This window comes from Ectopseudomonas alcaliphila (assembly GCF_900101755.1).
Lineage (GTDB): Bacteria > Pseudomonadota > Gammaproteobacteria > Pseudomonadales > Pseudomonadaceae > Aquipseudomonas > Aquipseudomonas alcaliphila.
In genome coordinates this window covers 134,028-158,530 of record NZ_FNAE01000007.1, presented here as the reverse complement: position 1 = coordinate 158,530, position 24,503 = coordinate 134,028, and the positions used below count along the sequence as shown (strand labels likewise).

The following is a 24,503-nucleotide window of genomic DNA, read 5'->3' as shown; positions in this document are numbered from 1 at the left end:
CCCATGTGTCCATTGTTGTCATACCACCCTCTCCCCACTAACGTCGTGATTCTGACGCAATTCCCGGCGCAGGATCATGGCCGGTTTCCTGATCCCATCGAACGCCCGTGTGCACTGGCATCATGGCCGAACGGCAGGGTTCCTGCATGACGCCATCTGCCGTCATCGAACAATCTACGCACTTGCCTCTCCCCGCTCGAGAACACTGATGCCCGGTTACTTCGCCAAGAACGAACAACATCGTCGCCTGGTCCTCAAAGCCTTGCTATGGATCACCTTGAGCGGTGGTTTGTTCTTCTCCGTGATCAATCTGCTGCACGACAACTGGCTGCTGGCCGGCCTGGAGGTCAGCTACGCCGCTGTGTCGCTGTATCTGCTGACCATCGTCGACCGAACGCACAACCTGCAGCTATTGACCGCGGTTTACCTGCTGCCGTTCTTCAGCATCATGATTTTGGCCCTGGCTCAGCCCCAGACCACCTTCGCGGTGTTCGCCTGGATACAGTCGATTCCGATCATCTGCTACATGCTGCTGGGGCTGCGTCTGGGCATGTACGGCTCGCTGCTGTTCGTCGGCATCGGCCTGTTCGTCTTCAGCCGGCGGTTTTCCTCTGATGAATTGCTGCAAAACGTCGAGATCATCGCCAATCTTGGCCTGGCCAGCCTGGCGGTGATGATTTTCGCGCACATCTACGAGCGCAGCCGTATTCTCAACGAGCAGCGCCTGACCGATCAGGCGACCACCGATTCCCTGACCGGCCTGCCAAACCGGCTGAAGCTGGTCGAGGTATTCGAGCGCGAGCGTGCCCATGCCCTGCGCAATGGCACGCCGCTTTCGCTGGTGTTCGTCGATATCGATCATTTCAAGCAGATCAACGACCGCTTCGGCCACGAGGTCGGTGATCGTGCCCTGGTTCACTTCGCCAAGGTGCTGGCGCAGCGTTTGCGGGTCAATGATCTGTTCTGTCGCCTGGGCGGCGAGGAGTTTGCCGTGCTGCTGCCAGGCAGCAAGGCGACGCAAGCACGGGAAATCGCCGAAAGCCTGCGCGAACGCCTGGCTGCGCAGCCGCTGGCGGTGGATGACAGCATGCTGCCCATGACACTGAGCGCTGGCGTGGCCTGCTTCGGGCTGGACGGGCAATCACTCGACGAACTGATGCTGGCGGCGGACAGGCGCACCTACGCGGCCAAACGCGCCGGGCGTAACCGGGTGATTACCCGAGAAGACGTTGAAACCGTTCTGGACCAAGCGGGTGCGGATCAGACGTAGATGCTGACCCCGCCCTTTTCCTGCAGCCACTGACGGTAGGTTTCCAGCGAATCGGTCTGCTTGTCGCCATTGTGCCCAGCGATGCGCACGCTGCCATCCATGCCGGCGTCCACCATCTTCTGTACCTGCGCCAGCAGCTTGGCGGCATCGTCGCGATCGAGCTGCATCACGTCTGGCAATTGAATCACCGAAGGCGTCGCTGGCTGACTGTCGCCACTGCGCTGCACCGTATTGCTGGGCTGCGCCGCGCCGCCATTCATCGCCCGCAGCAGTCCACCCTCACTGCGCGCGACCACCTGCTTGGCGAAGCGCCGCAGGTCGGCCAGCGGATCCTGACTGGCCTGGCCGTCCGCTTCGCCTTTGGCTGCACTCGAACGATTGTTGAGCTGACTGCCGTAGTAGCTGAGCATGGCAGGCATGCTGTTGTTGATATTGGTCATGAGGCCTCCGCGAAATCCGTTCGCCTCATGCAAAGCAGATTCCGGGCCAGCCACTGCAGGCCAGTAGTTACACGGGCTGCCTACCCATTCGCGGCAGCGGCTTGCCACCACGGGGCAAGGTTTTGCCTGTGCCGGTCAACCCAGTAGATCGACCATTACCGCGTTGCTGTAGATCAGGCAGCCGTCCTCGACGCTGTAGCCGACCAGGTGAAACTGGCCGCGCTGCTCCTCGCCGCCAATATAGACACGCCACTTGCATTCGCTCAGCGGGCCGAAGCCGTCCGGCATGACCAGCTCCAGCGTTTGCGTATCGGCGTCGATCATCGTGTCCCTGACCCCGCTGCGTTGCAGCTCTTCCTCGGCCCGCTCCAGGCGCAGGTGCTCCACCTCGCTGACATAGAACTGCAGGGTACCGATGGGGATGGATTTGCTGTCGTTGTCGGCCTTGCGCCAACCGTCGATGCTCAGAGTGTTCATCCGCAAGTCTCCTCAGTGAAACCTGAGTCCAGGGCAAATGCCCGCTTACAGAAGATGGGACAATCCAGACACCAAAGCGACTCCAGACAAATGGACGAACGGCCTACCGTTTGCTTGTCGAGATGATTGCGCTAGGCTCTGCACCTTCATTGATAGGAGGTACTCCCATGGCCCGCGCCACTGCCCGCCACATCCTGGTTGCCAGCGAAGACAAATGCAACGAACTGAAAGCCGCCATCGAAGGCGGTGCCGACTTCGCCCAACTGGCCAAAGACAACTCCTCCTGCCCGTCAGGCCGCAGCGGCGGTGACCTGGGCTCGTTCGGCCCGGGCCAGATGGTCAAGGAATTCGACACCGTAGTCTTCAGCGCGCCGGTCGGCGTGGTGCAGGGCCCGGTGAAGACCCAGTTCGGCTATCACCTGCTGGAAGTCACCAGCCGCCAGGACTGACCTGCCCAAACCGAAGAGTCGCTGGTGCGGCTCTTCGGTTTACTTGCGCCCCCGTGACAGCAGCGCTCATCCGGTTCAGCATCTCGTTACGCCCTCTTGCGAGCTGCCCAGATGAATACATCCCACCCGTTGCAACAACTCGCCCAGAACCTGCTTGGTAAGGCGATTCACGAACTCGAGCCGGAAGAAAGCCATGTGCTCGAACAGATTCGCCAGCGCCGTCCCATCAGCCGTGACGTCGCCGATGCCTCGGATGAACAGTCGAGCTTTGGCGAACGGCTATCGGACAAGGTCGCGGCTGTCGGCGGCTCATGGACCTTCATCATCTGCTTCTCGCTGACCATGCTCGGCTGGATGCTGCTCAACACCGACGTGCTGTCGCACTTCGGCATGGCCTTCGACCCCTACCCTTACATCTTCCTCAACCTGATGCTGTCGACCGTGGCAGCCATTCAGGCGCCGATCATCATGATGAGCCAGAACCGCCAGGCGACGAAGGATCGTCTGGCAGCGCGCCTGGATTTCGAGGTGAACCTGCGCGCCGAGCTGGAAATCATGCGCCTGCACGAGAAGATCGACCAACGCATCCAGCAACGCCTGGATCAGATCCTAGAACGCCTGCCGGAACGGCCTCCGCAAGCCTAATGTTGATTCCGTAAACACCGCCCTCAGCGCTATAGATCCGTAGGAGCCGGCTTGCCGGCGATGCTTTGTGTAAGTGGGCTCCATACACCGGATCGCCAGCAAGCTGGCTCCTACACATCATCTTCTCCGCTTAACTCACCGGCATGCGACAAAATCTGTCGCGCCGTACCCGCAACAAGCGTGTCAAACAGCCCCTGGAGTCCGTTGCCGCCAGCTATCGAGCAAGCGCCCGCCCCAGACGTTGATCAGCAGCCCGGCCATGACCAGCGCCGCCCCGACCATCTGCAAGCTGCCCAGGCGCTCGCCGAGCAACAGCGCCGAGGAGCTGATGCCCACCACCGGTACCAGCAGCGAGAACGGCGCCACCTGGCTGGCCGGATAACGCGACAGCAGGCGGCTCCACAAGCCATAACCGAGAATGGTGGCGCCAAATGCCAGGTAAGCCAGCACCAGCAGCGAGTCCAGGCTGAGGGTACGCAACGACTGAGCGATCAGTTCCGGCCCCTCCAGCCACAGTGATAACGCCAGAAATGGCAGCGGTGGAATCAGGCTGCCCCAGACCACCAGGCCGACCAGATTGACCTTGCCCAGCTTGCGTGTGACCACGTTGCCCAGCGCCCACATTGAGGCCGCGGCGATGGTCAGGGCAAAGCCAGCCAGGGTCATCGCCTGCCCGCCCTGCAGGCCGATCAACACCAGGCCGCTGGCTGCCACCAGCAAACCGAACAGGTTGCTGCCACGCAGCCGCTCACCGAGAAACAGCGCGGCGAAGAACAGGGTGAAGAAAGCCTGCGACTGCAGCACCAGCGATGCCAGGCCCGCCGGCATGCCGACGTACATGGCATAGAAGAGAAAGGCGAACTGCCCCAATGAAATGGTCATGCCGTAGGCCAGCATCCAACGCAGCGGCACCTGCGGCCGACGCACGAAGAGAATCGCCGGAAAGGCCGCGAGCATGAAGCGCAGGGCGCCCATCAGCATCGGCGGCATGCCGTGCAGGCCGACCTTGATCACCACGAAGTTCAGCCCCCAGACGACGATTACCAGCAGCGCCAGCAGCAGATCCTTGGGGGTCATGAGCACAAACCTCGGGTTGAGTGAGCAGGCATTAGAGCAGCCTCACCCCGCAGCAGACAGACACAGAGGCCGAGGAAAAAAACCACACAGACACTGCCGGCTGCTAACCTGCGCGCTTCCGTAGTGCTACGCCAAACCCATGACTCTGCACGATTTCCTTCTGTTCGCCTTGCCGGCGGTGTTTCTCACCGGGCTCTCCAAGGGCGGCTTCGGCGGCGCTCTGGGCGGTATCGCCGTGCCGCTGCTGGCACTGGCCACATCACCGAAACAGGCGGTGGCAGTGATGCTGCCGATTCTCTGCCTGGCCGATGTCGTGGGCCTCAAGGCCTACTGGCGCAAATGGGATACGGCCAACCTCAAGGTCATGCTGCCCGGCGCGGTGATCGGCATCGCCATCGGCTCGATGACCTTCGGCTTCTTCGACGAGCGCGCCATCGGCCTGCTGATCGGCGCCATCGCCATCCTCTTCGTCGGGCTCGGTCTGGTGGTTGGCAACCAGGCGCCACGGCCGCTGCACAAAGGGCGCGGCACACTGTTGTCGAGCCTGGCCGGTTTCACCAGCTTCGTCGCCCATGCCGGCGGCCCACCGGTGATGATGCACCTGATGCCGCAGCAACTGGACAAGGTGCGCTTCGTCGCCACCATCAATCTGTTCTTCCTGCTCACCAACGCCGCGAAGCTGTTCCCCTACGCGGCGCTGGGCCAGTTCACCCAGGACAATCTGCTGCTGAGCCTGATGCTCGCCCCCATCGTGCCGCTGGGTGTATGGAGCGGCCTGTGGCTGCAATCGCGGGTCAACCACCTGTGGTTCTACCGCATCGCGCGGCTGGGCATTCTGCTGGCTGGCGTGCAACTGATCTGGCGCTACCTGTAGCCGGGTCTCGCCAGGCACCAAGACCAGATCAGGGCTCGGCCACGCGCCACAGCTCGGGCCACTCGCCGGGATTACGCGCGGCACAGCGGCCGAGAAAACTGAACGAGGCTAGTTGAAAGCGCTCGCCATCGAAGCGCCAACTGCCCGACTCGCCGCAATCGGCAATCCCGCGCCCCTTGTACAGGTAGCCCAGCTCACCGGTGTCAGGGTTGTAACTCACCCAGCCGGACAGCCCTTCATGGCCCAGCGGCAGCGGATCGAGCTGCAGATCCCGCTCGGCGTAAGGCGGCTGGCGGTCGACGCGATACACCGCGAAGTCGCAATTGTAGGCCGCACACCAGGTTCGGATGATCACCAGCGCCTCGCGCTCGTTGAGCGCGAAGGCCTCGGCCTCGGGCTCGCTGCTCATGTCCTCTTCGACCCACTGGCTGCGCGTTGCGGCCATCACCTGCTGGGCGATGTCACGCTGCTCCACTTCGCTCAAAGGGGTGACGCCGGGATAGGCCCGCAGACGCGGCACCTTTGGCGCAGCGGGCACCTCGCTGTCGGGCCTTGAGCCGGGGCGGTACAGGGCACTGCGGCTGTTCACCCGCCCCTGCACGGCATCCATCAGCAGCAAGGCCGCGGAAAGACCGCTGAGCGAAACCACCGCCTCGTACTCGCGCTCCCCCTCCATGCGTAACTGAGCGCCGTTACGCAACTCGGCCAGCACTGCCTGAGCATCGGTGCCTTCGGCCCCCAGCGTGGTTTCACCCTGGTTTTCTGTCAGATGCAAGCGATCGGCAGTGGACAGGGCCCGGCCATCAAGCCGCAACGGCGCATAACCACCTGGCTCGGCATAGTGCAGTGACAACCGTAGCGGCGCCTGGGCACCTGCAGCACGCTCGAGCTGAAGGCTGAAAGGCGAGTAACCGAAACTTTCCGGGGCACTCAATGCCTGGCATGCCCGCTGGTTGTCGCAGGCAACCACCCAGTCCTTGATTTCCCGGTACAGCGGCACGTGCTCGGGCACTGCCTGTGCACTTCCCGCCGCCAGCAGCAGAGCCGAAATCAGCATCCGACGCGACATGAACAACTCCTTTTGACGATTGCGCAGGGCTGCCATGTTCCTTTGCCCGGGCAAGCCAGGCAAGCGCCGTCAGAGGTTCAGCAGTTCACGCAGCTCCCTGGCCGTGGGCATGCGCGCCGACACGCCGCTGTTGAAATCGAAGGACTTGGCACTGGACAACGGCCCGACTATCACCGGATCGAAGCCGGCATCCGTCACCAGGCGTGCAGCCACCTCGAGCGCCGCCTGATCATCGGCCGCCAGCGGGATGGCGAGTTTTTCACCATCACGATGGGCCTGGCTGCGCAGGTTGTGCGCGGAGATGGCGTTGAACGCGCGTACCAGGCGCACGCCCGGCAGAAACTGCTGCGAGGCCAGCCCGGCGCCCATCTCGACCGCCTCCTCGGCCATCGGTCCATCGCGCCCTGGGCGCGGATTGCCGGCGTCCAGCACCACCTTGCCGGCCAGTTCAGTGGCGTAGTCGCGGCCGACCTGCGGCGTCGCGCCATAGGGCACCGCCAACATGATCACCTCGCCAAAGGCCGCCGCCTCACGCGGGGTGCCGACGCGGGCACGCACGCCCAGCTCATCGGCCAGCGGCTGCAGTCGTTCGGGATTGCGCGATGAAATCATCACCTCATGCCCCGCCTCGACCCACAGCCGCGCCAACGTACTGCCAATATTGCCGGTACCGATGATGCCGATGCGCTGCGGCGCCTCCTGCGCCAGGCTCGCTGTAGCGCCCAGCATCAGCCATGCAGAGAACAGAGCGATGCCCAGGCAATGAAATAGACGGAACATGACAGGCCTCCTTAATAAACGCGAAAACAACAAGCATAGGTAAGCCCGCACGAAGATCGGCCGGTGATTCGCTACAACCTGTTACTCTCCAGCAACTATGCTTGATACAGCGAATGCACTTTGCAGACGGCCCGGTGGCCGAGGAGGTGGTAGTGACCAGAACGTATATGTCCAGTCAATGATCCATTTTCCGGAGTAACCACCATGAGCAAGAGCCAGGATTCACACAAGGAAAGCAAGAAGAAGCCGCAGAAGACCGCGCACGAAAAACGCGAAGCCAAGCGTGCGAAGAAACAGGGCCATACCACCTTGCTGGGCAGTCACTCACCCCTCGCCTGACCCCCACCTTGTCCCGGCACAGCCCAGCTGTGCCGGGCTCTGCACCACCTCGACTGAAATTGCAGGTGCCGTCCACAGCGCAAGGCACTAGAATCCGCAACCTATCCGATCGTCAGGCGCGTGCTTACGCGCCGACGCCGTATCACCTATCGGCCAGGAGACCCCAGATGGGCGCCCAGTGGAAAGCCAAACCCAAAGAAGCCGCCGCCAATGCCCGAGGCAAGATCTTCGGCAAGCTGGTGAAGGAAATCATGCTCGCCGCGCGTAACGGCGCTGATCCGGACATGAACCCCAAACTGCGCCTGGCCGTGCATCAGGCCAAGAAGGCCTCGATGCCCAAGGACACCCTGGAGCGCGCCATCAAGAAAGGCGCCGGCCTGTCTGGTGAGGTGATCAACTACGAGCGCACCCAGTACGAAGGCTTCGCCCCGCATCAGGTGCCGGTGATCGTCGAGTGCCTGACCGACAACGTCAACCGCACCGTCGCCGAAATCCGTGTGCTGTTTCGCAAGGGCCAGCTCGGTGCCTCCGGCTCGGTCAGCTGGGACTTCGACCACGTTGGCCTGATCGAAGCCACCACCGAAGATGGCTCCGACCCGGAACTGGCCGCCATCGAAGCCGGTGCCCAGGACTTCGTCCCCGATGACGAGGGTTCGACCCTGTTCATCACCGATCCGACCGACCTCGATGCCGTGTGCAAGGCGCTGCCGGAGCAGGGTTTCACCGTCAACTCGGCCAAGCTCGGCTACCGTCCGAAGAACCCGGTAAGCAGCCTGACGCCGGAGCAGATGGAAGAAGTCGAAGCCTTCCTCGAAGCCATCGACGGCCACGATGACGTGCAGAATGTCTATGTCGGCCTGGCCGGCTGACGCTGACTGGGCGCCCTGATCCGGCGCCCGTATCAGGCAGGGCTTCCAGCCCCTGTAAGTAGCCCCGCCCAAGGCGAAGCATTGCAACTTGCGTTGTACGATTTCGCCAGAGACGTAAACAGTTCAGTGCTTGCCCCATGACAACCACCCTGCATATCGCCGCTGCCTGCCTGTTCGACGAACAAGGCCGCCTGTTGCTCGTGCGCAAACGCAACACGCGATTCTTCATGCTGCCCGGCGGCAAACGCGAACCGGGCGAAGACTCACTGTCGGCGCTCAGGCGCGAACTGATCGAGGAGCTGCAACTGCAGCTGGACGCTAGCGCACTGCAACCACTCGGCCAGTTCCAGGCGCCCGCGGCCAACGAGGTGGATACCTGGGTGCAGGCAGACATCTATCGCGCCGCCCTGCCCCACGCCGTGCAGCCGGCCGCCGAGCTGGAGGAGCTGCGCTGGCTCGATACCACCTTGCCCCTCCCTGATGACCTGGCACCGCTGCTGCGTGAACAGGTGCTGCCCGCTCTGTAATCGCTGCACTGTGGCCTGCCATCCCTGGCGGCCACCCTGCGGGCCGTCACAAGCGACGTGAAAAACCGCTCCCGGCAGTTTTTTGATCCACGGCAACGCCAGAAAGTATTCCAGGCGTTAGGCTGCGCCGATAACCAGAACCATTCGCTTTGCATGCAAACCCCCACAGCACTCCGAGGTTTGCCATGAGTATCAGCTCCACCCATATCTGCCAGGCCGCCGACCAGCTGCAGGGCTTCGTCGGCTTTAATGCCAAGACTGGCCAGTACCTGCTGCGTTTTTCCGAAGACAGCTTCGGCCTCGACGTGCCGGCCGAAACCATCACACCCACCTGCGAATACGTGTGGAGCGCCGACGAAGGCGAGCTGATGCGCCTGGATCGCCAGCGCCTGGCCTGGCTGCAGGAACAGCGCATCGACGACCGGGTCAACCTCAGCGAGCCGTTGCGCGTCTACCTGCGCCGCAGCGACCTGCCGGAAATCCGCGCCGAGCGCCGTCGCCTGACGCCGGCTTGAGACGTGGGTGTCTCGGCGTATTCGGTGCGCACAGCGCACCCTACGGGTGGTGCACCCGGAACCGTAGGGTGCGCTGTGCGCACCAATCCGGACAACGCATCAAAGGCGGGCGACCCGCCCCGGATCAGCCCAATAACTGCATCGCGGCAGCGCCGAGACCAACGCCGATCAGCAGCAGCACGATCCCACCCACCCACAGCCTGCCCGCACTGGCCGCAGGCTGCGCGGCAACCGGGGCAGCCTTGGCCTGAGCCGCCACGCGCAGCGGATTGGCCGCCGCCGGTGCGGCCTTGGCGCGTGCTGCTGCCTGCGGCACCGGGGCGATCTGCGTGGCGCCGCCGCCAGCCGCCTTGGCAGCCAAAGCAGGCGGCAGGTCGGTCACGCGCATGAACTGGGTGGCATCCTCGTCGGGCGCATCACTCACGCTTACCTTCGGCCCGATCACCAACAGCGTCACCGTGCCCATCTTCAACTGATCGCCCGGTTGCAGCACGGCGGTCCTGACCTTCTGCTGGTTGACCAGCACGCCGTTGGCCGAGGCAAGGTCCTTGACCTCCAGCACGTCGTCCTTGAGAAAGAACTCGCAATGCCGGCGCGACAGTTCCAGATCGCTGAAGCACAACTCGCACTTGCTCGAACGGCCGAAGGTCATCGAGCCGTGGACATGAAACTTACGCCCCTGGTGTTCGCCCTGAATCACCTGCAGAAACCAGCGCGGCGTGGCGGCCTCGGGCCTGGCCGCACTCTTCGCCGGGTCCACCAGTTGCAGCTCGACGGCGCCCAGGCGCAGGCGATCACCGTCGCGCAGCTGAAAGCGTGTACCGACGCGCTGGTCGTTGACCCAGGTGGCGCCCTGACCGGCATCGCTCAGGTAGTAGTAGCCGTGATCCTGGCGGATCTCGGCGTGGAAGCTGGCTATTCCGGCATCGCCGAGCACCAGCTGGTTGCGGCTGTCCTGACCGATGGTCAGGCGTTCGTCGGTCAGCCAGACCGGCGCTTGGCGGTTATCCAGGAACTGCAGTCTTAGCATCGTGGTCGCCTCGGGTCAGTCGAATAGGTTGTTCAGCAAACGCTTGATCGGGTTCTGCTGGGCCGGCTGCGCGCTGCGTGGGCGGGTCGCCGCCTGACGCACGCGCTGCTCGTGGCTGTCGTAGAGGGCCAGCAGCCGTTCGTTGTCCGGCTCAGCCTCGAGACCCTGCTTGACCTGCTCCAGCGCCAGGTTGTATTCGCGCCGCGCATAGGCCGCCTCGCTCTGTTCGATGAAGCGCTGCGCCACGCGGTTGATGCCAGCCAGAGCCAGCAGGTTGTCGGGCTCCCAGCCAAGCACCTGGCGGAAGTAATGCACCGCACTGTCGTCCTCGGGCAGGATCAGCAAGCCCTCGCCGAGGCGCTGCTCGGCCAGGTCGAGATACTGCTGGATACGCGCCTGCAGCACGCGCTGCAGACCATCGCTGGCTTGCTGGTTGCCTGCGTCCAGGGCCAGCGTCTGACGAAAATAATAATCGGCGTTGTCCTGTGCCGGGGTCAGCAGGCGCCCCTCGCTCAGGCGCGTTTCAGCCAGCACGAGCAACCCGGCGATGCGCTGCTGCAGCTGCCAGTAGTAGCCACCTGCGCTACCCACGCCGAGCAACACCAGACCGAGCACGGCCCAGGGCAGCCAGCGCCGCCGGGATGGACGAGGCGGCAGGCTGACGGCCGGGCTCAGGCGGGTCTGGTCCTGATCGGCGTCCTGAAGTTCATCGAGGCTGGCCAGCAGCACGTGGCAATCGGCGAAGCGATCTTCCGGGTCCTTGGCCAGCATGCGGTCGAGTAGCCACTGCAGTTCGCCCAGCGGCTCCGGCAGCGGCGGCGCTTGCAGCTGCAACTGATTCATCAGGGTCTGGGTGTAGTTACCGCCGCGAAAGGGGTTATGCCCGCTGAGCATTTCCAGCAGGATCACGCCCAGGCTGTAGATATCGCTGCGTGCGTCCAGCGCCTGACACTGAGCCTGCTCGGGACTGCTGTAGGCCGGGCTGCCGACGGCGATACCAGACTGGGTCAGTTCGCTGTCGAGTTGCAGCTCCTTGGCTACACCAAAGTCGCTGAGCACGGCGGTGCCATCGTCGCGAAACAGGATGTTGCCGGGCTTGATGTCGCGGTGCACCAGCCCCTTGTCGTGTACCAGTGCCAGGGCGCTGGCAATCTGCCGGACGATGCGCAGCGCACGCGCCGGCTCCAGGCGCTGCCCCTTGTACTGGGCCAGATCGCCGCCCGCCAGGTACTCCATGGCGAGAAAGTGGCGACCATCGTCCAGTTGGTCGATGCGATAGATGGTGATGATCGAGGGATGCTGCAGGGAGGCGACGGTATGGCCTTCCTTGATGAAGCGCTGGGTGAAGGCGGCATCCTCGCGGTGCAGCAGCACCTTGAGCGCCACCTGGCGCTGCAGCGCCTGCTCGGTAGCCAGATAGACCTCGGCCATGCCGCCTTTGCCCAGGCGGTGGTGAATGCTGTAACCGGGTACGCTGATGGAAGGCTGACTCATGCGGCTCGACTGGCGCTCAGGGTTGAAGGGATTTGAACAGCTTGCGCAGCAGGCCGGGGGTCGGCGCTTCGCGGGGTACGGCGGCCGGGCCAAGGCCCAGGACGATGCAACTGATATTGTCTCTGCCGCCATGGCTATTAGCCAGCCCCACCAGTTGTTCGACCATCGCTTCCAGGGTGGCCGCTTCGGCGCAACAGCGTTGGATGGCGGAGTCGTCCAGCTCGCTGGTCAGCCCGTCGCTGCATAACAGCAGCAGTTCGTCCGGCGCCAGTCGGGCCCGCAGCAGACCGACATCAGGCGCCTCTCCGACCTGCCCCAGGCATTGCAGAATCACGTTGCGGCGCGGGTGCTCGCGCGCCTCCTCGGCGCTCATCTGCCCCGCGTCGACCATGGCCTGGACCCAGCTGTGGTCGTGACTGAGCTGCTCGATATGTTCGCTGCCGATGCGATAGGCGCGGCTGTCGCCGACCCAGGCCAGCTCGAACTCATCCCCGTCCAGGCGCACGGCAACCAGGGTACTACCCATGCCCGCCTCGCCCGCAGCGGGTTGCGCCGCCGCTGCGATTGCCAGGTGGGCGGCATGCGCCGCTGCAGACAACTCCGCGCCCTGTTGCACGGCGCTCACCAGTTCCTCCAGCGCCAGGGCACTGGCCACCTCGCCACGCTCGTGTCCACCCATGCCATCGGCCAGGGCCCACAGGCCCAGGTCGGGACGGCAGGCCAAGGCATCCTCGTTGTGCGTGCGTACCTGGCCGGCAACGCTCTGCGCAGCGAACACCACGGATACAGGGGAAGGCTGAGACACGCGGCGAATCCTTGAGCAAAATGCAATTACCCCATGATGCGGCGACGCGAATGGGCTGTCACCGCCCGCAAGGCCGTAAATGCGCAACCGTTAACCAAAATGTGATGCTTAAATAAGCCGCCAGATCCGTCCCCTGCCCCCATGACCACACCGCGCTTTCGCCGTCTTCCCCTCCAGTTGCGACCTCTGGTCGACAAGTTCTACCGCCACCACCGCTCGCCGATGCGCAGCCAGGCGGGGAATGAGCTGTGGGTGGCGGAAAGCGCCAGCGAGATCGTCGCCGCCCTCAGCCTACGCCCGCTAGCATGCGGGCAGTGGCTGACCGGCCTGTTCGTCGCCCCGGCGCTGCGACGTCAAGGTGTGGCGGCTGCGTTGCTCAGCCACAGCCTGGCGCTGCATCCCGAGCCAGTCTGGCTGTTCTGTCATCCCGAGTTGCGCACCTTTTATCAGCGCCTGGGATTCGAGGACTGTCAAAGCCTGCCGACCGAGCTGGCCGAACGGCTGACCCGCTATCAGCGCAGTAAATCGCTTACCCCGCTGCGCATCCACTGAACAGCCTGTCGTCTCGGGCAAAAATACTGGCACTTTGCTCAGGAATGCCCCTTGCCATTCGCTGTCAAAGCTCTGCATGCTTGTTCCATAACAACGAAAAGAAACGCCATGGCTACCCAGACCGCTCGTTTGCTGAAGCGCCTGCGCAACGATTTCCAGCTGTCGATCATCACCCTGATGGGTCTGTTCGGGGTCATCGGCATTTCGCCCTATGCCGTCTACCGCCTGCTCCAGGGCAACTATCTGGTCGGCATCGCCGACACCATCATCGTGTTATCCACGCTGTTCGCCGTGCTCTATGCCTGGGTCACCCGCGATACGGTCAAGCCCGGTATCTACCTGGCGGCCGTGTTCTCTGTCGGCGCCACGCTGATCGCCATCAACCTGGGGGTCAACGGCCTGTTCTGGATCTATCCACTGATCCTCTTCAACTTCTTCATGGTCACCCCCGGCAAGGCCCTGCTGGCCACTGCACTGGTGCTGATCAGTCTGGTCAGTCATGCCCTGCTGGTGCCTGGCAGCGTGTTCGAAAGCCACTACCAGATGGTGTCGTTCGTGGTCACCTGCATGATGGCCAGCGTGCTCAGCTTCATCTTCGCCTTCCGCACCCGCAACCAGCGCGATCAGCTGCAACTGCTGGCGATTCATGACCCGCTGACCGGCGCGCGAAACCGCCGGGCGATGAACGAAGAACTGAAGATCGCCATGGCCAGCCATCGCCGTCACAGCGACAGCTACGGCCTGCTGGTGATGGATCTGGATCACTTCAAGCAGATCAACGACCGCTTCGGCCATCACGTGGGCGATCAGGTGCTGGTGGCCTTCGTCGAGCTGCTCAAGCGCTGCTGCCGCAAGGAAGATCGCCTGTTCCGCTTCGGTGGTGAGGAGTTTCTGCTACTGCTGCCCAGCACCGAGGCAGAAGGCTTGCGCACCGCCGCGCAGAACCTGCTGAGCAGGGTCGCCAATGAACTGCGAAGCCCGGGCGGCGCGGTGACCGTCTCCATTGGCGGCGCCATTCTGCATGGCGGCGAGCATTGGGAAAGCTGGCTGCAGCGCGCCGATGAATGCCTGTACCGCGCCAAGAGCGAGGGACGCAATCGCGCGGTGATCGCCGACGCGCCAAACGGTCAGAGCAAGGCTGCCACCAGCCACTGAGGCGTCAGCGGCTACGCTGCTGCTGATAACTGCCACTGCCCGGCTGGCGCTCGATGATCAGCCCGCCCGGATATTCGATGCTCTGCCGAATGCCGCCACGGGTTTCAGTGGACTGGCTACCGTAGCGGCTTTCCTGCCGCACAGTGCCCTGCGGTAGACGCTGCCCACCATAGAGGTTGTGCTGTTGATAACTCGACGAGCCCGAGACGCTGCCGCTCGCGCCGGGGCTGACATAGCTTTTAGGGATAACACGAATGGTCTGCGGCTGATCGGCGAACGCAGCGCCGACGAACGCCGTCGCCAGGATCAATACGAGGGAACGAATGAACATGAGCAACTCCCATCTGAGTCAGGGCCAGACGTCACGCGCCTGAGCCGAAAACCATCATCACACCGGCTTTGACAGCAGCGCGAGGGAATTTTCAGCGCTGATACGACAAAGGGTCAGCCGAAGCTGACCCTTTGCTGGAAATGGTGCCGGAGATAGGAATCGAACCTACGACCTTCGCGTTACGAGTGCGCTGCTCTACCGACTGAGCTACACCGGCGGGAAAACGTCGGCATTATGCGAGTTGCCACGCTCGCGCTCAAGTCGCTGCGACGTCAGCTGTCGAGCAGTTCGATGCGATCGTCGTGGATGCGGATCAGGCCCTGCTTGTAGAGACCGCCGATGGCCTTCTTGAAGTTGCCCTTGCTGACCCGGAAATGCTCGGAGATCAGCTCTGGCGGGCTCTTGTCACCCAGCGCAAGTACACCGCCCTGCGCACGCAGTCGTTCGATGATCTGCTCGGCCAGGCCACTGGCGGCTTCGTGACCAATGGGCTGCAGACTCAGGCTGATCTTGCCATCGGCACGCAGCTCCTTGATGTAGCCCTTCTCGCGCATGCCGCTGCGGATGAACTTGAACAGCTCGTTCTTGTGGATCAGGCCCCAGTGCTTGCCGTCGATGATGGCCTTGAAGCCGAGATCGGTACGCTCGACCACCAGCAGGTCGACTTCCTGGCCGACCTGGTAGTTGGCCGGCACCTTGTCCAGGTGGCGATCAAGACGCGCGGTGGCGGTGAGGCGACGGGTGCGTTTATCCAGGTAGAGGTAGATCACGCAGTAGTCGCCGATCTGCAGCGGGCGCTTCTCCTCGGAATGCGGCAGCAGCAGGTCCTTGGGCAGGCCCCAGTCGAAGAACAGACCGACGCGGTTGATGTCCACCACCTTGAGGCTGGCGAACTCGCCGAGCTGGATCTTCGGTTTCAGGGTGGTGGCGATCAGCTTGTCTTCGCTGTCGAGGTAGAGAAACACGTTGAGCCAGTCATCGACTTCGCTCGGCGTGTCCTTGGGGATGTAGCGCTTGGGCAGAAGGATTTCGCCATCCGCACCACCGTCCAGATACAGACCGAAGTCGGTGTGCTTGACCACCTGCAAAGAATTCATCCGCCCAATCAAGGCCATCGCGTTTCACCTCACCAAAACAGCCGGCCATTCTACCCGAGTTGATGAACGACCGGGCTGGCGACGTGGCGAAGCGACGGCCGGTCAATTGTTGGCGTAAGTGCCTGGGAAACAAGTCATAAACTGCTGCTAGAAGCCACACATGGGCGACGTCATGGTATGCATCGGGGCGATTAACCAAGCAGAAAGTGGCCGATTGAGGCATAATGGCCGGCCGCCCATCCGAAAGAGATCATGGTCATGGCCACCCTGCGCGTGAAGTCCTCCTCCAGCAAAGTCAGCAAACCCGCCCCTGCCGTGGAAACCCGCGAGTCCATCGAGGCGCAGATCGCTGCCTTCCTGCAGGGCGGTGGCGAGATCCAGCAGATCGCCAAGGGCGTCAGCGGCCAGACTTACGGCGGCACTCGCCAGATCACCATCAGCAAGAAGTGATAGCCTCGGGTGCGACATGCGCACCCAGCCCCCCGCTCAGGGCACCTCTTAAAACTACCTGCGTTGTCATCGCTGCGTTAAAAACAGGCTCAAAATGCTCATTTACAACTTGTAAACTGCGCTTTTTCGCCTGCTTTCGCCTTGCGCTGACTGCCTCGTCTACGTTTTTAGAGGCACCCTTTACTCGCTCGCCAGCCCCAGGCGCAGCAACTGCCCTTTCGACGCATCCGTCAGCACGTAAATATAGCCGTCCGGCCCCTGCCGCACGTCGCGCACCCGCGCGTTGAGCGACTCCAGCAAGCGTTCCTCATGCACGATCTTGTCGCCGTCGAGCTGCAGGCGAATCAGCGCCTGGCCGGAAAGCGCGCCAATGAACAGATTGTGCTGCCAGGCCGGGAAACGCTCAGCATCGTAGAAGGCCATGCCGCTGATCGCCGGTGATTTCTCCCAGACGTGATGAGGCGGCTCGGTGCCTTCCACCGTCTTGCCCTTGGCCTCGGGAATCGCCAGCATCGAGTAGTTCACCCCGTGCGTCGCCAGCGGCCAGCCGTAGTTCTTGCCCGCTTCAGGAACGTTGATTTCGTCGCCACCACGCGGGCCATGCTCATGCGTCCACAGGCGACCACTCCACGGATTGAGCGCTGCGCCCTGCTGATTGCGATGACCGTAGGACCAGATTTCCTCACGCGCGCCGTCACGGCTGACGAAGGGGTTGTCCTCGGGGATGCGCCCGTCCGGGAAGATACGCACCAGCTTGCCCTGCAGTTTGTCGAGGTCCTGCGCGGTGGGGCGATTGTTGTTGTCGCCCAGAGCGATGAACAGGTGGCCGTCGCGGTCGAACACCAGGCGCGAACCGAAGTGGGTGCCACTGGACAGCTTCGGCTGCTGGCGGAAGATCACTTCGAAACCCTCCAGAGCCGTGGCATCGGCAGACAGCTTGCCGCGCCCGACAGCCGTACCGGCAGCGCCGTCACCTTCCTCGGCGTAGGACAGATAGACCAGGCGGTCCTCGGCGAAATCAGGCGACAGCACCACGTCGAGCAAACCGCCCTGACCGACGGCGAAGACCTTGGGTACGCCGCGCAGCGGCTGCGAAACCTCGCCCTCGGCGCTCACCCGACGCAATGCGCCAGGCCGCTCGCTGACCAGATAGCCCTGGCCATCAGGCAGAAAGGCGACGGCCCAGGGGTTGGCCAGACCTTCGGCGACGGTGTGAACGTTCAGTGGGCCCAGCTCGGTGGCCAGTTGCCGGTCTTCGGCGAAGCTGTACTGATAACCGAACAGGGCGACCAGACCGAGGGCTGCGAGGGGTTTCAGGCGCGGCATCGTGGCGTCTCCATGCGTCAGACAAGCGGCCATAGTGCAACAGCCCCTGAGCCGTGGCAGCCCCACAAAAGTTTCCTCAGGTTTCAGTCCGTCAGGTAGCGCTGCTCGATAAGCTGATATTCGCCGGACTCTCTGAGCATGCGCAGCCCCTCATCGAAACGCCGACGCTGTTCGTCACGGCGAAAGCCGACGCGGTAAAGCGTGGGCGGGAAAATCTCGAACCAGGCCAGCGGCTGGGTCACGTCGACCTGATCGTCCACCTCGCGATCGAGATAGCGAATGATCCGCTTGTCCCCCACCACCACATCGGTGCGGCCACTGTAGAGCAGGCGGTTGCGATTGATCTGCAGCGCCTCCTCGCGGTAGCGCGGGTTGTTCATGGCCATGCGCTCGAACTCCGGCCCGAGCAAAACCCGGGCACGCTGGAAGGCACTGACGGAGTAGTTGCCGAGATCGGCGATGTGCTCGATGTGATAACCGCGCTTGGCCAGCGCCACCGCTGCGTTGTGGTATTGGATGTAGACATCCGAGTAGAAGGCCTCTACCCCGCTGCGCTCATGGGTGGTGGTGATCGCGTCGATCTCGCCGCGCCGCAGCATCAGGTGCAGGCGTTCCATCGGGGCGTAGTAGGCGGTCACCTCGAAACCGGCATTGCGCGCCGCGCCATCCACCAGCTCGTACTCCAGACCACGCGGCTCACCCTCGAAGACATAAGGCGGCTTGTGCGTGCCGAAGCCGACATGCAGCACTTGCGCCGTCGCCGTTACGGCCCAGCACGACAACAGCGCCACCATCCAACTTCTGTACATGCCACCTCCGGCACCGACCGCCCCTGGCAGAGCATAGACGCCATGCGCCCCTCATAACCAGAATGGATGCCGGCCGATTCACTCCGCTTTGCCCTATCGCGGCTAGACTGGCTGCACGCATTTTGCGCCTGCCTTCAGGAGACTCAGAACATGCTCAAAGCCGAATACCAACAACGCGGCCCGGTACCGCAGGACGTGATCAGCGCCGTGCCGCTACAGCTGCCGGAACCCACCGCCGGACAGGTGCGGGTCAAGGTATTGGCTGCGCCGATCAATCCGTCCGACGTGCTGACCCTCACCGGTGCCTACGGCATGCTGCCACCGCTGCCGGCCGTGGGCGGTAACGAAGGCGTCGGCAAGGTCGAAGCGCTCGGTGAAGGCGTCAGCAATTTCAAGGTCGGCCAGACCGTGTTGCTGCCGGTGGGCTGCGGTACCTGGGTCACGGCTCTGAATGCTCCAGCGGAAAAACTCATCCCGCTGCCGGATGCCGACCCGCTGCAACTGGCCATGCTGACCGTCAACCCGCCGACCGCCTCGCTGCTGCTCAGCGAGTTCGTCGACCTCAAACCGGGCGACTGGGTGATCCAGAACGCCGCCAACTCAGGCGTCGGCAGCTACCTGATCCAGCTGGCCAAGCTGCGTGGTTTCAAGACCATCAACGTGGTACGCCGTGATTCGGCCATTGCCGGCGTCGAGGCTGAAGGCGGTGACCTGGTGCTGGTGGATGGCCCGGACCTGGCCAAACGTGTGCGCGCAGCCACTGGCGGCGCCGAAGTACGCCTGGGTATCGATGCGGTCGGCGGCGTCAGCACCGACAACCTGGCAGCAGTGCTGGCCAACGGCGGCGTGCTGGTGAATTACGGCATGATGAGCGGCCAGGCCTGTCAGGTTTCACCGGCCTCCTTCGTATTCCGTGACGTGACCCTGCGCGGCTTCTGGCTGGCCAAGTGGTTCCAGCAGGCCAGCCCGGCGCAGCAGATGAAGGTATTCGGTGAGCTGGTGCAGCTGATCGCCGGCGGCAAGCTGAAGACCCGCGTCGCGGCGACCTATGACCTGGAACACATCAAGGACGCCGTAACGGCGGCCGCCAGCGGCGAGCGTGACGGCAAGATTCTGCTGGTGCCCTGAGGCCAGGGTGGATCACGCTTTACCGACCCAGCGCTCTGGTGGATGTAAAAAGCCACATCCACCCTACGGCTGATATTGCTGCGAACGGCACGCCCTAGCAGAGCGTGCCGTTGCGTAGCGCGTCGCGGGCTGCCAGGCCCCCGACCATGATCTGCGCCAGGCATTCGAGGCTTGCTGATTGGCAATGCCTCTTTCTTGTTGTCCGCGTGCGGCCTGGCGCAGTGGCGCCTACCCTGGCAGCACCTGCCGCATGCTGGTTGGCCAGCAATCTGGAGCCGTTGCCGGCGCTTGTCTGCAACCGTTCGCTTGGTTGATGCCCAGCGCTGAGGCGTAACAGCCGAAGCAGCTCATATCTGTGGGGAATAAGGCAAAGTGCTTTTTTCCGTGCTAGAACCAATGGGGTTGGTCATTTTATGGCCAATGGCCAATACCCCACTGACTCGCCGGACTGTCACTGATGAAAACTAAAAAAGACGCCGTAGCCCCCGCAAAGGAAGCCACCCTGGCCGATATCGCCGACAACCTGCTGGCGCCACCCGCGCTGCCGGGGCGCAGCGCTAGCGGCGAGCAGTACCTGTATTTCACCGAACGCGATATCGAGCGCATCCTCGATAACCTCGATGGCCTGCGCAACATGGTGTTCCCCCTGGGCGAGCCGCTGGATGAGGGCGAGTCGAGCCGCATCCAGCAGTTTCCCTCGGTGTGCCTGATCGGCCTTGGCCGCTGCGGCTCGAACATCGCCCTGGACGTCGCCTCCCTGGTCTACAACGCACGCCAGTTCTATCTGGAAGAGTTTCACAGCGAAGCCACTGCCGCCATCGAGCAGGCCTCGCGCCCCAGCCGCTGGATTCGCAGCAATCTGCTGCGCGCCCCGCGCAAGAGCAGCAAGCCGGTGTTCCTGATCGAACCGCTGGTGATGCTCGGCGACCTCGACAAGGACATCGCCGGGCGCATTCGCTTCTCGCGCAAGGGCGAGATGAGCGGCTTTCTCGACGATTACAGCAAGATGAAGATCATGGATCTGTCCGAGGTGCATGCCGGTGGTGCCGGCAACGCGCCGATCCTCGGTCAGTACCTGGCCAAGATCATCCTCAACAAGGACACCCAGCGTTTCTCCAACGAAGACTGGAAGTTCATCCACAGCTACCTGATCGACTCCTGCGGGATCAAGGCCAACCAGTCGCGCTTGTACTTCTACATCTTCAGCGCCGGCGGCGGCACCGGCTCGGGCATGGCCTCGGAGTTCGGCCTGGCGCAACAGTTCGCCTACATGAGCAAGACCTTCGACAGCAAGACGCCGGACGAAGGCGAGGCCGAGCGCGAACGCGGTTTCGTCTTCGAGCCGATCTTCACCAGCGGCATCTGCATCCTGCCGAACATCTCCGACCAGCGCAGCGAGATGTCTGAGGCGCTGCACATCAACGCCGGACGCCTGCTGTGCAAGTACCTGGCCGAGGAATGGGACTTCTCCTACAACTTCGACAACGAGCAGAACAGCGCCGAAAGCGTGATGCGCCGCATCCGCCCGTGGAACGCGATGATGCTGATCTCCAACGACATCATGCGTTACGCCGAAGAAAGCGGTGACGGCAGCATCCACAACATCGACGTGACCGCCATGGAGCGCCACGCCAACCAGTACATCTCGCAGCAGATCTTCAACATTCTCACTGCCCAGGCGGTGACCAGCGACTACGACCAGAACTACTTCCGCCGCGCCGGCATCGACATCGGCGAAACCATCCGCCTCGACGCCAACGACCTGTTCATGAGCCTGGCCGGCCCGGTGGCCGTGGCCTACGCCGAATCCGTGGTGCCCGAACAGCACGCCCAGCTATCGGAGAAATTCCGCGTACTGGACAAGGAGCAAAGCCCGCCACGGCTGAACATCGACGATCTGTTCTTCCGCTCCATCGACCTGCCGCACTTCAACAAGGTCACCCAGGCCATCGAAGGCATCAGCCTGCTGCCGATCGAATCCAAGCGCTATCGCCAGGCGCTGGAACAGTACAAGTCCAGCGGCTACGACGCCACGCAACTGAGCGACCTGCACTTCTTCAAGAACTGCTCCTCGGTGGTGTCCATCGTCTCCCTGCCCAAGGACTACAAGCTGTCCTACATGGACCTGAACCGGCTCAAGACCCACCTCAACAACCTCTTCCCCAACACCACCCTCAAGCGCTACGCGCTGGTGATCGGTGCATCGGCCAACCTCTCGCTGACCACCCTGATCGTCAAGAGCCCGTGCCTGTCGGACGACTTCCTGACCCTGATCGTCGCCTATATCAAGCGCTGCTTCGCGCGTGACCAGTACCGCTTCGACGACAGCCTGGACGATGCCATGCTCGACTTCATCGTCTCCGAGCGCTTCAACGAGGCGCAGCTCGACGCCATGCTCAACGAGCATGAAGACCCGGCGAAGATCCTCGACACCAACTGGTACGCGATCAAGCCGATGTACGAGAAGAAGTACCGCGAGCTGATCCACGACGCGGAGAAGTTCGTGTCGATCAACGACATCCGCCTGTCACGCGAAAGCGTCAAACAGGCGGTCAAGTACCTGCGCGAGATCTACCGTCACCGCATCGGCAAGACCCGGGTCATCTCGCTCAACGATTATGGAAAATAGGTGGTACGAGCGTGCTTGTGCTTCACTGAACAGGGCACGCTAGCCGCCGCCGAGCGGGGTGACTATGGAAGGACTCTCGATCCGCTTTCTCGCAGACCTGCCCGAGCAGGGCCGGCTGCTGCTCGATTGCGAACACGATCCCTGGCTGGTGGTCCTGTCGTACGTCCTCGCCAGCGTCGGCAGCCTCAGCACGCTGACCATCGCCAGGCATCTCGATCAGGTACAAAGACGCAGCATGCGCCTGGTCTGGGGATTGCTTGGCGGGCTGTGCCTGGCCGGCGCCATCTGGTCCATGCACTTCATCGGCATGCTGGCGTTCCAGGCGCCTGTCGCCATTCGCTATGACCTCGCCACCACCGTACTGTCGCTGCTGGTGGCCCTGGCCGCCGCCCTCCTCGCCGTCTACTACATGGTCACGCCGCGCTCCGGTCTGAGTCGGCAGTTGCTGGCCGCCATCATCATCGGCCTGGGCATCAGCGCCATGCACTACAGCGGGATGGCCGCGATCCGCTCAGAGGCCCAGGCCTATTACGACGTCGGCCTGTTCAGCCTGTCCATCGTCATCGCCGTCAGCGCCAGCTTCGCCGCACTACTGCTCAACCGCTACGTGCGCCACGGTTCGCAGCGTCGCCAACGCTGGATGAAGTATTCGGCGGCGCTGGTAATGGGCGCCGCCATCGCCTCGATGCACTACACCGGCATGGCCGCGCTCAACCTGGTGGTGCCGGAGGGCACACCGCTGCAGTTGCGCAGCGCCGACAACAGCGTGCAACTGGTGCTGATCGTCGCCTCCATCACCCTGTTGATTCTCAGCCTGAGCCTGGCCGCAGCCTGGATCGGCCGCAAGCTCGACGACAAGGAGCGCGACCTGCAGCGGGTCACTACCCTGCTGGTGCAGCTCGATCAGGCCAAAGCCTCGCTGGAGCAAGCGGCGCATTTCGATCCCCTGACCGAGCTGCTCAACCGTCGCGGCTTCAACCGGGTATTCGCCGCCACCCTGGAGGAGCACGCGGTGACCGGCCGCAGCCTGGCGGTGATGTTCCTCGATGTCGACCACTTCAAACGCATCAATGACAGCCTCGGCCACGATGCCGGCGACGAACTGCTGCGCGTGGTGGCGCAGCGCATCCGCAGCGCGTTGCGGGAGCGCGACATCATCGCGCGCTTCGGTGGCGACGAATTCTGCGTGGTCGCCAGCCTCGACAGCAACGCCGATCCACGCGCGCTGGCCGCACGCATGCTGGAGCACATGAAGGAGCCGATCAGCTTTTCCGGACGCAAGATCGTGATGACCACCAGCGTCGGCATCAGCCTGTTCCCGCAGGATGGCGGCAACGCCGACGAGCTGCTCAAGCATGCCGATCTGGCGCTGTATCAATCCAAGGGCAGCGGGCGCAACGTGGTGCATTTCTTCAATCCGCACCTGAAGCAGAAAGCCTCGTTCGAGCTGCAACTGGAAGAAGACCTGCGCCAGGCCCTGCAGCAGGACAGCGGCCTGACCCTGTTCTATCAACCGATCATCGATCTGCGCAGCGGCGCGCTGAGCAAACTCGAAGCCCTGGTGCGCTGGCATCATCCGCAGCACGGCCTGCTCACACCCGAGCGCTTCATCGCCATCGCCGAAGCCAACGGTTTCATCGATCAACTCGACAACTGGGTGCTGCGCCGCGCCTGTATCGACCTCAACAGCCTGGATCACATGGGTTATCCGGGGTTGAAGATCGCGGTCAACTGCTCGGCGCTGAACCTGGCCAACGATCAGTTGCCTGGGCGCATCGAACAGCTGCTCAACTCGACGCGCTGCCCCGCTCACTGCCTGGAGCTGGAGGTCACCGAGAGCGCCCTGCTGAGCAACATCAACCGCGCCATCGGCCTGTTGGAAAATATCCGCGCGCTGGGCGTCAGCCTGTCCATCGACGACTTCGGCACCGGTTATTCCTCGCTCGCCTACCTGCGCCGCCTACCGCTGGATACGCTGAAGGTCGACCGTTCCTTCATTCAGGACGTGGCCCACTCCAGTCAGGACCGCGAGATCGTCCACGCCATCATCGCCATGGCCCACGCCCTGCATCTGAAGGTCGTCGCCGAAGGCGTGGAAACCGCCGAGCAGCTGGCGTTCCTGCAGGAGCGCGACTGCGATCAGGTACAGGGCTATCTGTTCAGCAAACCGGTGCCACTGGAAGAAATCGTGGCCCGCTTCCCTCCACACTACCGGCCGCTGGAACGGGTGGCGGCAAGGTCTTGAGCCTTCGCCCCAGAGCAAAGGCTCGCCGCTAAAGCGCCTCCTACAAGCAGCTGTGCCCCCCCCTGTGGAGGGGGCTTCAGTTCCCGTAGGGTGCGCCATGCGCACCGAGCCAAACACCAAT

26 protein-coding genes and 1 tRNA gene are annotated in these 24,503 nt (G+C 63.1%); 14 read left to right on the top strand and 13 right to left on the bottom strand.

All coding sequences use genetic code 11. From position 1 onward, the window contains the following. Window positions 1–208 precede the first annotated feature (208 nt). Complete coding sequence (locus BLR77_RS19855; protein ID WP_074681039.1) at window positions 209–1,270, top strand: GGDEF domain-containing protein; 1,062 nt, start codon at window positions 209–211, stop codon at window positions 1,268–1,270. Here the strand turns inward: BLR77_RS19855 and BLR77_RS19850 are convergent. Together BLR77_RS19850 and BLR77_RS19845 are read right to left on the bottom strand one after the other, a co-directional pair. Then, window positions 1,261–1,710, bottom strand: a complete 450-nt coding sequence (locus tag BLR77_RS19850; protein ID WP_074681037.1) for a hypothetical protein — start codon at window positions 1,708–1,710, stop codon at window positions 1,261–1,263. The two genes, BLR77_RS19855 and BLR77_RS19850, sit on opposite strands and share 10 nt — an antisense overlap. Before the next feature lie 135 nt (window positions 1,711–1,845). Further along, window positions 1,846–2,187 carry a hypothetical protein gene (locus tag BLR77_RS19845; RefSeq protein ID WP_074681035.1) on the bottom strand — a complete coding sequence of 114 codons (342 nt, stop codon included), beginning with the start codon at window positions 2,185–2,187 and terminating at the stop codon, window positions 1,846–1,848. A gap of 167 nt (window positions 2,188–2,354) precedes the next feature. Between BLR77_RS19845 and BLR77_RS19840 the strand changes: the two genes are divergently transcribed. Further along, window positions 2,355–2,636: a peptidylprolyl isomerase gene (locus BLR77_RS19840; RefSeq protein WP_003462270.1), complete on the top strand. Its 282-nt coding sequence runs from the start codon at window positions 2,355–2,357 to the stop codon at window positions 2,634–2,636. A gap of 111 nt (window positions 2,637–2,747) precedes the next feature. Continuing rightward, window positions 2,748–3,281 carry a DUF1003 domain-containing protein gene (locus BLR77_RS19835; protein WP_074681033.1) on the top strand — a complete coding sequence of 178 codons (534 nt, stop codon included), beginning with the start codon at window positions 2,748–2,750 and terminating at the stop codon, window positions 3,279–3,281. A gap of 183 nt (window positions 3,282–3,464) precedes the next feature. Here BLR77_RS19835 and BLR77_RS19830 read toward each other — a convergent pair whose 3' ends face one another. Continuing rightward, entirely contained in the window at window positions 3,465–4,358 is an 894-nt protein-coding gene (locus BLR77_RS19830; RefSeq protein WP_074681031.1) for an EamA family transporter, read from the bottom strand. 139 nt (window positions 4,359–4,497) lie between these two features. On the opposite strand from BLR77_RS19830, the gene BLR77_RS19825 reads away from it, so the two are divergent. Beyond that, a complete protein-coding gene (locus BLR77_RS19825) occupies window positions 4,498–5,232 on the top strand; it encodes a sulfite exporter TauE/SafE family protein (RefSeq protein ID WP_074681029.1) in 735 nt (244 codons plus the stop codon). Between the two features lie 28 nt (window positions 5,233–5,260). Here BLR77_RS19825 and BLR77_RS19820 read toward each other — a convergent pair whose 3' ends face one another. Beyond that, window positions 5,261–6,301: a DUF1176 domain-containing protein gene (locus BLR77_RS19820; RefSeq protein ID WP_074681177.1), complete on the bottom strand. Its 1,041-nt coding sequence runs from the start codon at window positions 6,299–6,301 to the stop codon at window positions 5,261–5,263. A gap of 69 nt (window positions 6,302–6,370) precedes the next feature. Further along, window positions 6,371–7,081 (bottom strand): NADPH-dependent F420 reductase, encoded by a 711-nt coding sequence (locus BLR77_RS19815; RefSeq protein WP_074681027.1) that lies wholly within the window; start codon window positions 7,079–7,081, stop codon window positions 6,371–6,373. A gap of 204 nt (window positions 7,082–7,285) precedes the next feature. Between BLR77_RS19815 and BLR77_RS25845 the strand changes: the two genes are divergently transcribed. The 4 genes from BLR77_RS25845 (at window position 7,286) to BLR77_RS19800 (ending at window position 9,331) form a co-directional block, all read left to right on the top strand. Next, window positions 7,286–7,420: a hypothetical protein gene (locus BLR77_RS25845; protein WP_274379665.1), complete on the top strand. Its 135-nt coding sequence runs from the start codon at window positions 7,286–7,288 to the stop codon at window positions 7,418–7,420. A 167-nt stretch (window positions 7,421–7,587) separates the two neighbouring features. Continuing rightward, window positions 7,588–8,289, top strand: a complete 702-nt coding sequence (locus BLR77_RS19810) for a YebC/PmpR family DNA-binding transcriptional regulator (protein WP_074681025.1) — start codon at window positions 7,588–7,590, stop codon at window positions 8,287–8,289. 137 nt (window positions 8,290–8,426) lie between these two features. Then, window positions 8,427–8,816: an NUDIX hydrolase gene (locus BLR77_RS19805; protein WP_074681023.1), complete on the top strand. Its 390-nt coding sequence runs from the start codon at window positions 8,427–8,429 to the stop codon at window positions 8,814–8,816. A gap of 185 nt (window positions 8,817–9,001) precedes the next feature. After that, window positions 9,002–9,331 carry a DUF2025 family protein gene (locus tag BLR77_RS19800; protein ID WP_074681021.1) on the top strand — a complete coding sequence of 110 codons (330 nt, stop codon included), beginning with the start codon at window positions 9,002–9,004 and terminating at the stop codon, window positions 9,329–9,331. Window positions 9,332–9,455: 124 nt separating this feature from the next. Here BLR77_RS19800 and BLR77_RS19795 read toward each other — a convergent pair whose 3' ends face one another. From BLR77_RS19795 to BLR77_RS19785, 3 genes are read right to left on the bottom strand one after another with little or no spacing between them, the layout of a single operon-like run. Further along, complete coding sequence (locus tag BLR77_RS19795; RefSeq protein ID WP_074681019.1) at window positions 9,456–10,361, bottom strand: FHA domain-containing protein; 906 nt, start codon at window positions 10,359–10,361, stop codon at window positions 9,456–9,458. 15 nt (window positions 10,362–10,376) lie between these two features. Beyond that, on the bottom strand, window positions 10,377–11,855 hold the full coding sequence (locus BLR77_RS19790; RefSeq protein WP_074681017.1) for a serine/threonine-protein kinase: 1,479 nt from the start codon (window positions 11,853–11,855) through the stop codon (window positions 10,377–10,379). A gap of 16 nt (window positions 11,856–11,871) precedes the next feature. Continuing rightward, entirely contained in the window at window positions 11,872–12,660 is a 789-nt protein-coding gene (locus BLR77_RS19785; RefSeq protein ID WP_074681015.1) for a PP2C family protein-serine/threonine phosphatase, read from the bottom strand. A 141-nt stretch (window positions 12,661–12,801) separates the two neighbouring features. On the opposite strand from BLR77_RS19785, the gene BLR77_RS19780 reads away from it, so the two are divergent. After that, entirely contained in the window at window positions 12,802–13,212 is a 411-nt protein-coding gene (locus BLR77_RS19780; protein ID WP_074681013.1) for a GNAT family N-acetyltransferase, read from the top strand. Window positions 13,213–13,320: 108 nt separating this feature from the next. Continuing rightward, complete coding sequence (locus tag BLR77_RS19775; RefSeq protein ID WP_074681011.1) at window positions 13,321–14,367, top strand: GGDEF domain-containing protein; 1,047 nt, start codon at window positions 13,321–13,323, stop codon at window positions 14,365–14,367. A 4-nt stretch (window positions 14,368–14,371) separates the two neighbouring features. Here BLR77_RS19775 and BLR77_RS19770 read toward each other — a convergent pair whose 3' ends face one another. From BLR77_RS19770 to BLR77_RS19760, 3 genes are all read right to left on the bottom strand, one after another. After that, a complete protein-coding gene (locus BLR77_RS19770) occupies window positions 14,372–14,698 on the bottom strand; it encodes a hypothetical protein (RefSeq protein ID WP_074681009.1) in 327 nt (108 codons plus the stop codon). A gap of 141 nt (window positions 14,699–14,839) precedes the next feature. Beyond that, window positions 14,840–14,915: transfer RNA gene (locus BLR77_RS19765), tRNA-Thr, on the bottom strand. A 55-nt stretch (window positions 14,916–14,970) separates the two neighbouring features. After that, the gene (locus tag BLR77_RS19760) at window positions 14,971–15,813 is read right to left on the bottom strand and encodes a CvfB family protein (protein WP_003462310.1); all 843 of its coding nucleotides are present in this window, start codon (window positions 15,811–15,813) and stop codon (window positions 14,971–14,973) included. Between the two features lie 240 nt (window positions 15,814–16,053). Between BLR77_RS19760 and BLR77_RS19755 the strand changes: the two genes are divergently transcribed. Then, window positions 16,054–16,245, top strand: a complete 192-nt coding sequence (locus BLR77_RS19755) for a hypothetical protein (RefSeq protein WP_003462311.1) — start codon at window positions 16,054–16,056, stop codon at window positions 16,243–16,245. A 180-nt stretch (window positions 16,246–16,425) separates the two neighbouring features. Here BLR77_RS19755 and BLR77_RS19750 read toward each other — a convergent pair whose 3' ends face one another. Together BLR77_RS19750 and BLR77_RS19745 are read right to left on the bottom strand one after the other, a co-directional pair. Beyond that, entirely contained in the window at window positions 16,426–17,571 is a 1,146-nt protein-coding gene (locus BLR77_RS19750) for a PQQ-dependent sugar dehydrogenase (protein WP_074681007.1), read from the bottom strand. A gap of 83 nt (window positions 17,572–17,654) precedes the next feature. Further along, window positions 17,655–18,380: a substrate-binding periplasmic protein gene (locus BLR77_RS19745; RefSeq protein WP_074681005.1), complete on the bottom strand. Its 726-nt coding sequence runs from the start codon at window positions 18,378–18,380 to the stop codon at window positions 17,655–17,657. A 150-nt stretch (window positions 18,381–18,530) separates the two neighbouring features. On the opposite strand from BLR77_RS19745, the gene BLR77_RS19740 reads away from it, so the two are divergent. The 3 genes from BLR77_RS19740 to BLR77_RS19730 all read left to right on the top strand — a co-directional run bounded on the left by BLR77_RS19740 (window position 18,531) and on the right by BLR77_RS19730 (window position 24,382). After that, the gene (locus tag BLR77_RS19740; protein WP_074681003.1) at window positions 18,531–19,508 is read left to right on the top strand and encodes a zinc-dependent alcohol dehydrogenase family protein; all 978 of its coding nucleotides are present in this window, start codon (window positions 18,531–18,533) and stop codon (window positions 19,506–19,508) included. Between the two features lie 457 nt (window positions 19,509–19,965). After that, window positions 19,966–22,137: a hypothetical protein gene (locus tag BLR77_RS19735; RefSeq protein WP_074681001.1), complete on the top strand. Its 2,172-nt coding sequence runs from the start codon at window positions 19,966–19,968 to the stop codon at window positions 22,135–22,137. Window positions 22,138–22,201: 64 nt separating this feature from the next. After that, window positions 22,202–24,382 carry a putative bifunctional diguanylate cyclase/phosphodiesterase gene (locus BLR77_RS19730; protein ID WP_074680999.1) on the top strand — a complete coding sequence of 727 codons (2,181 nt, stop codon included), beginning with the start codon at window positions 22,202–22,204 and terminating at the stop codon, window positions 24,380–24,382. Window positions 24,383–24,503 lie beyond the last annotated feature (121 nt).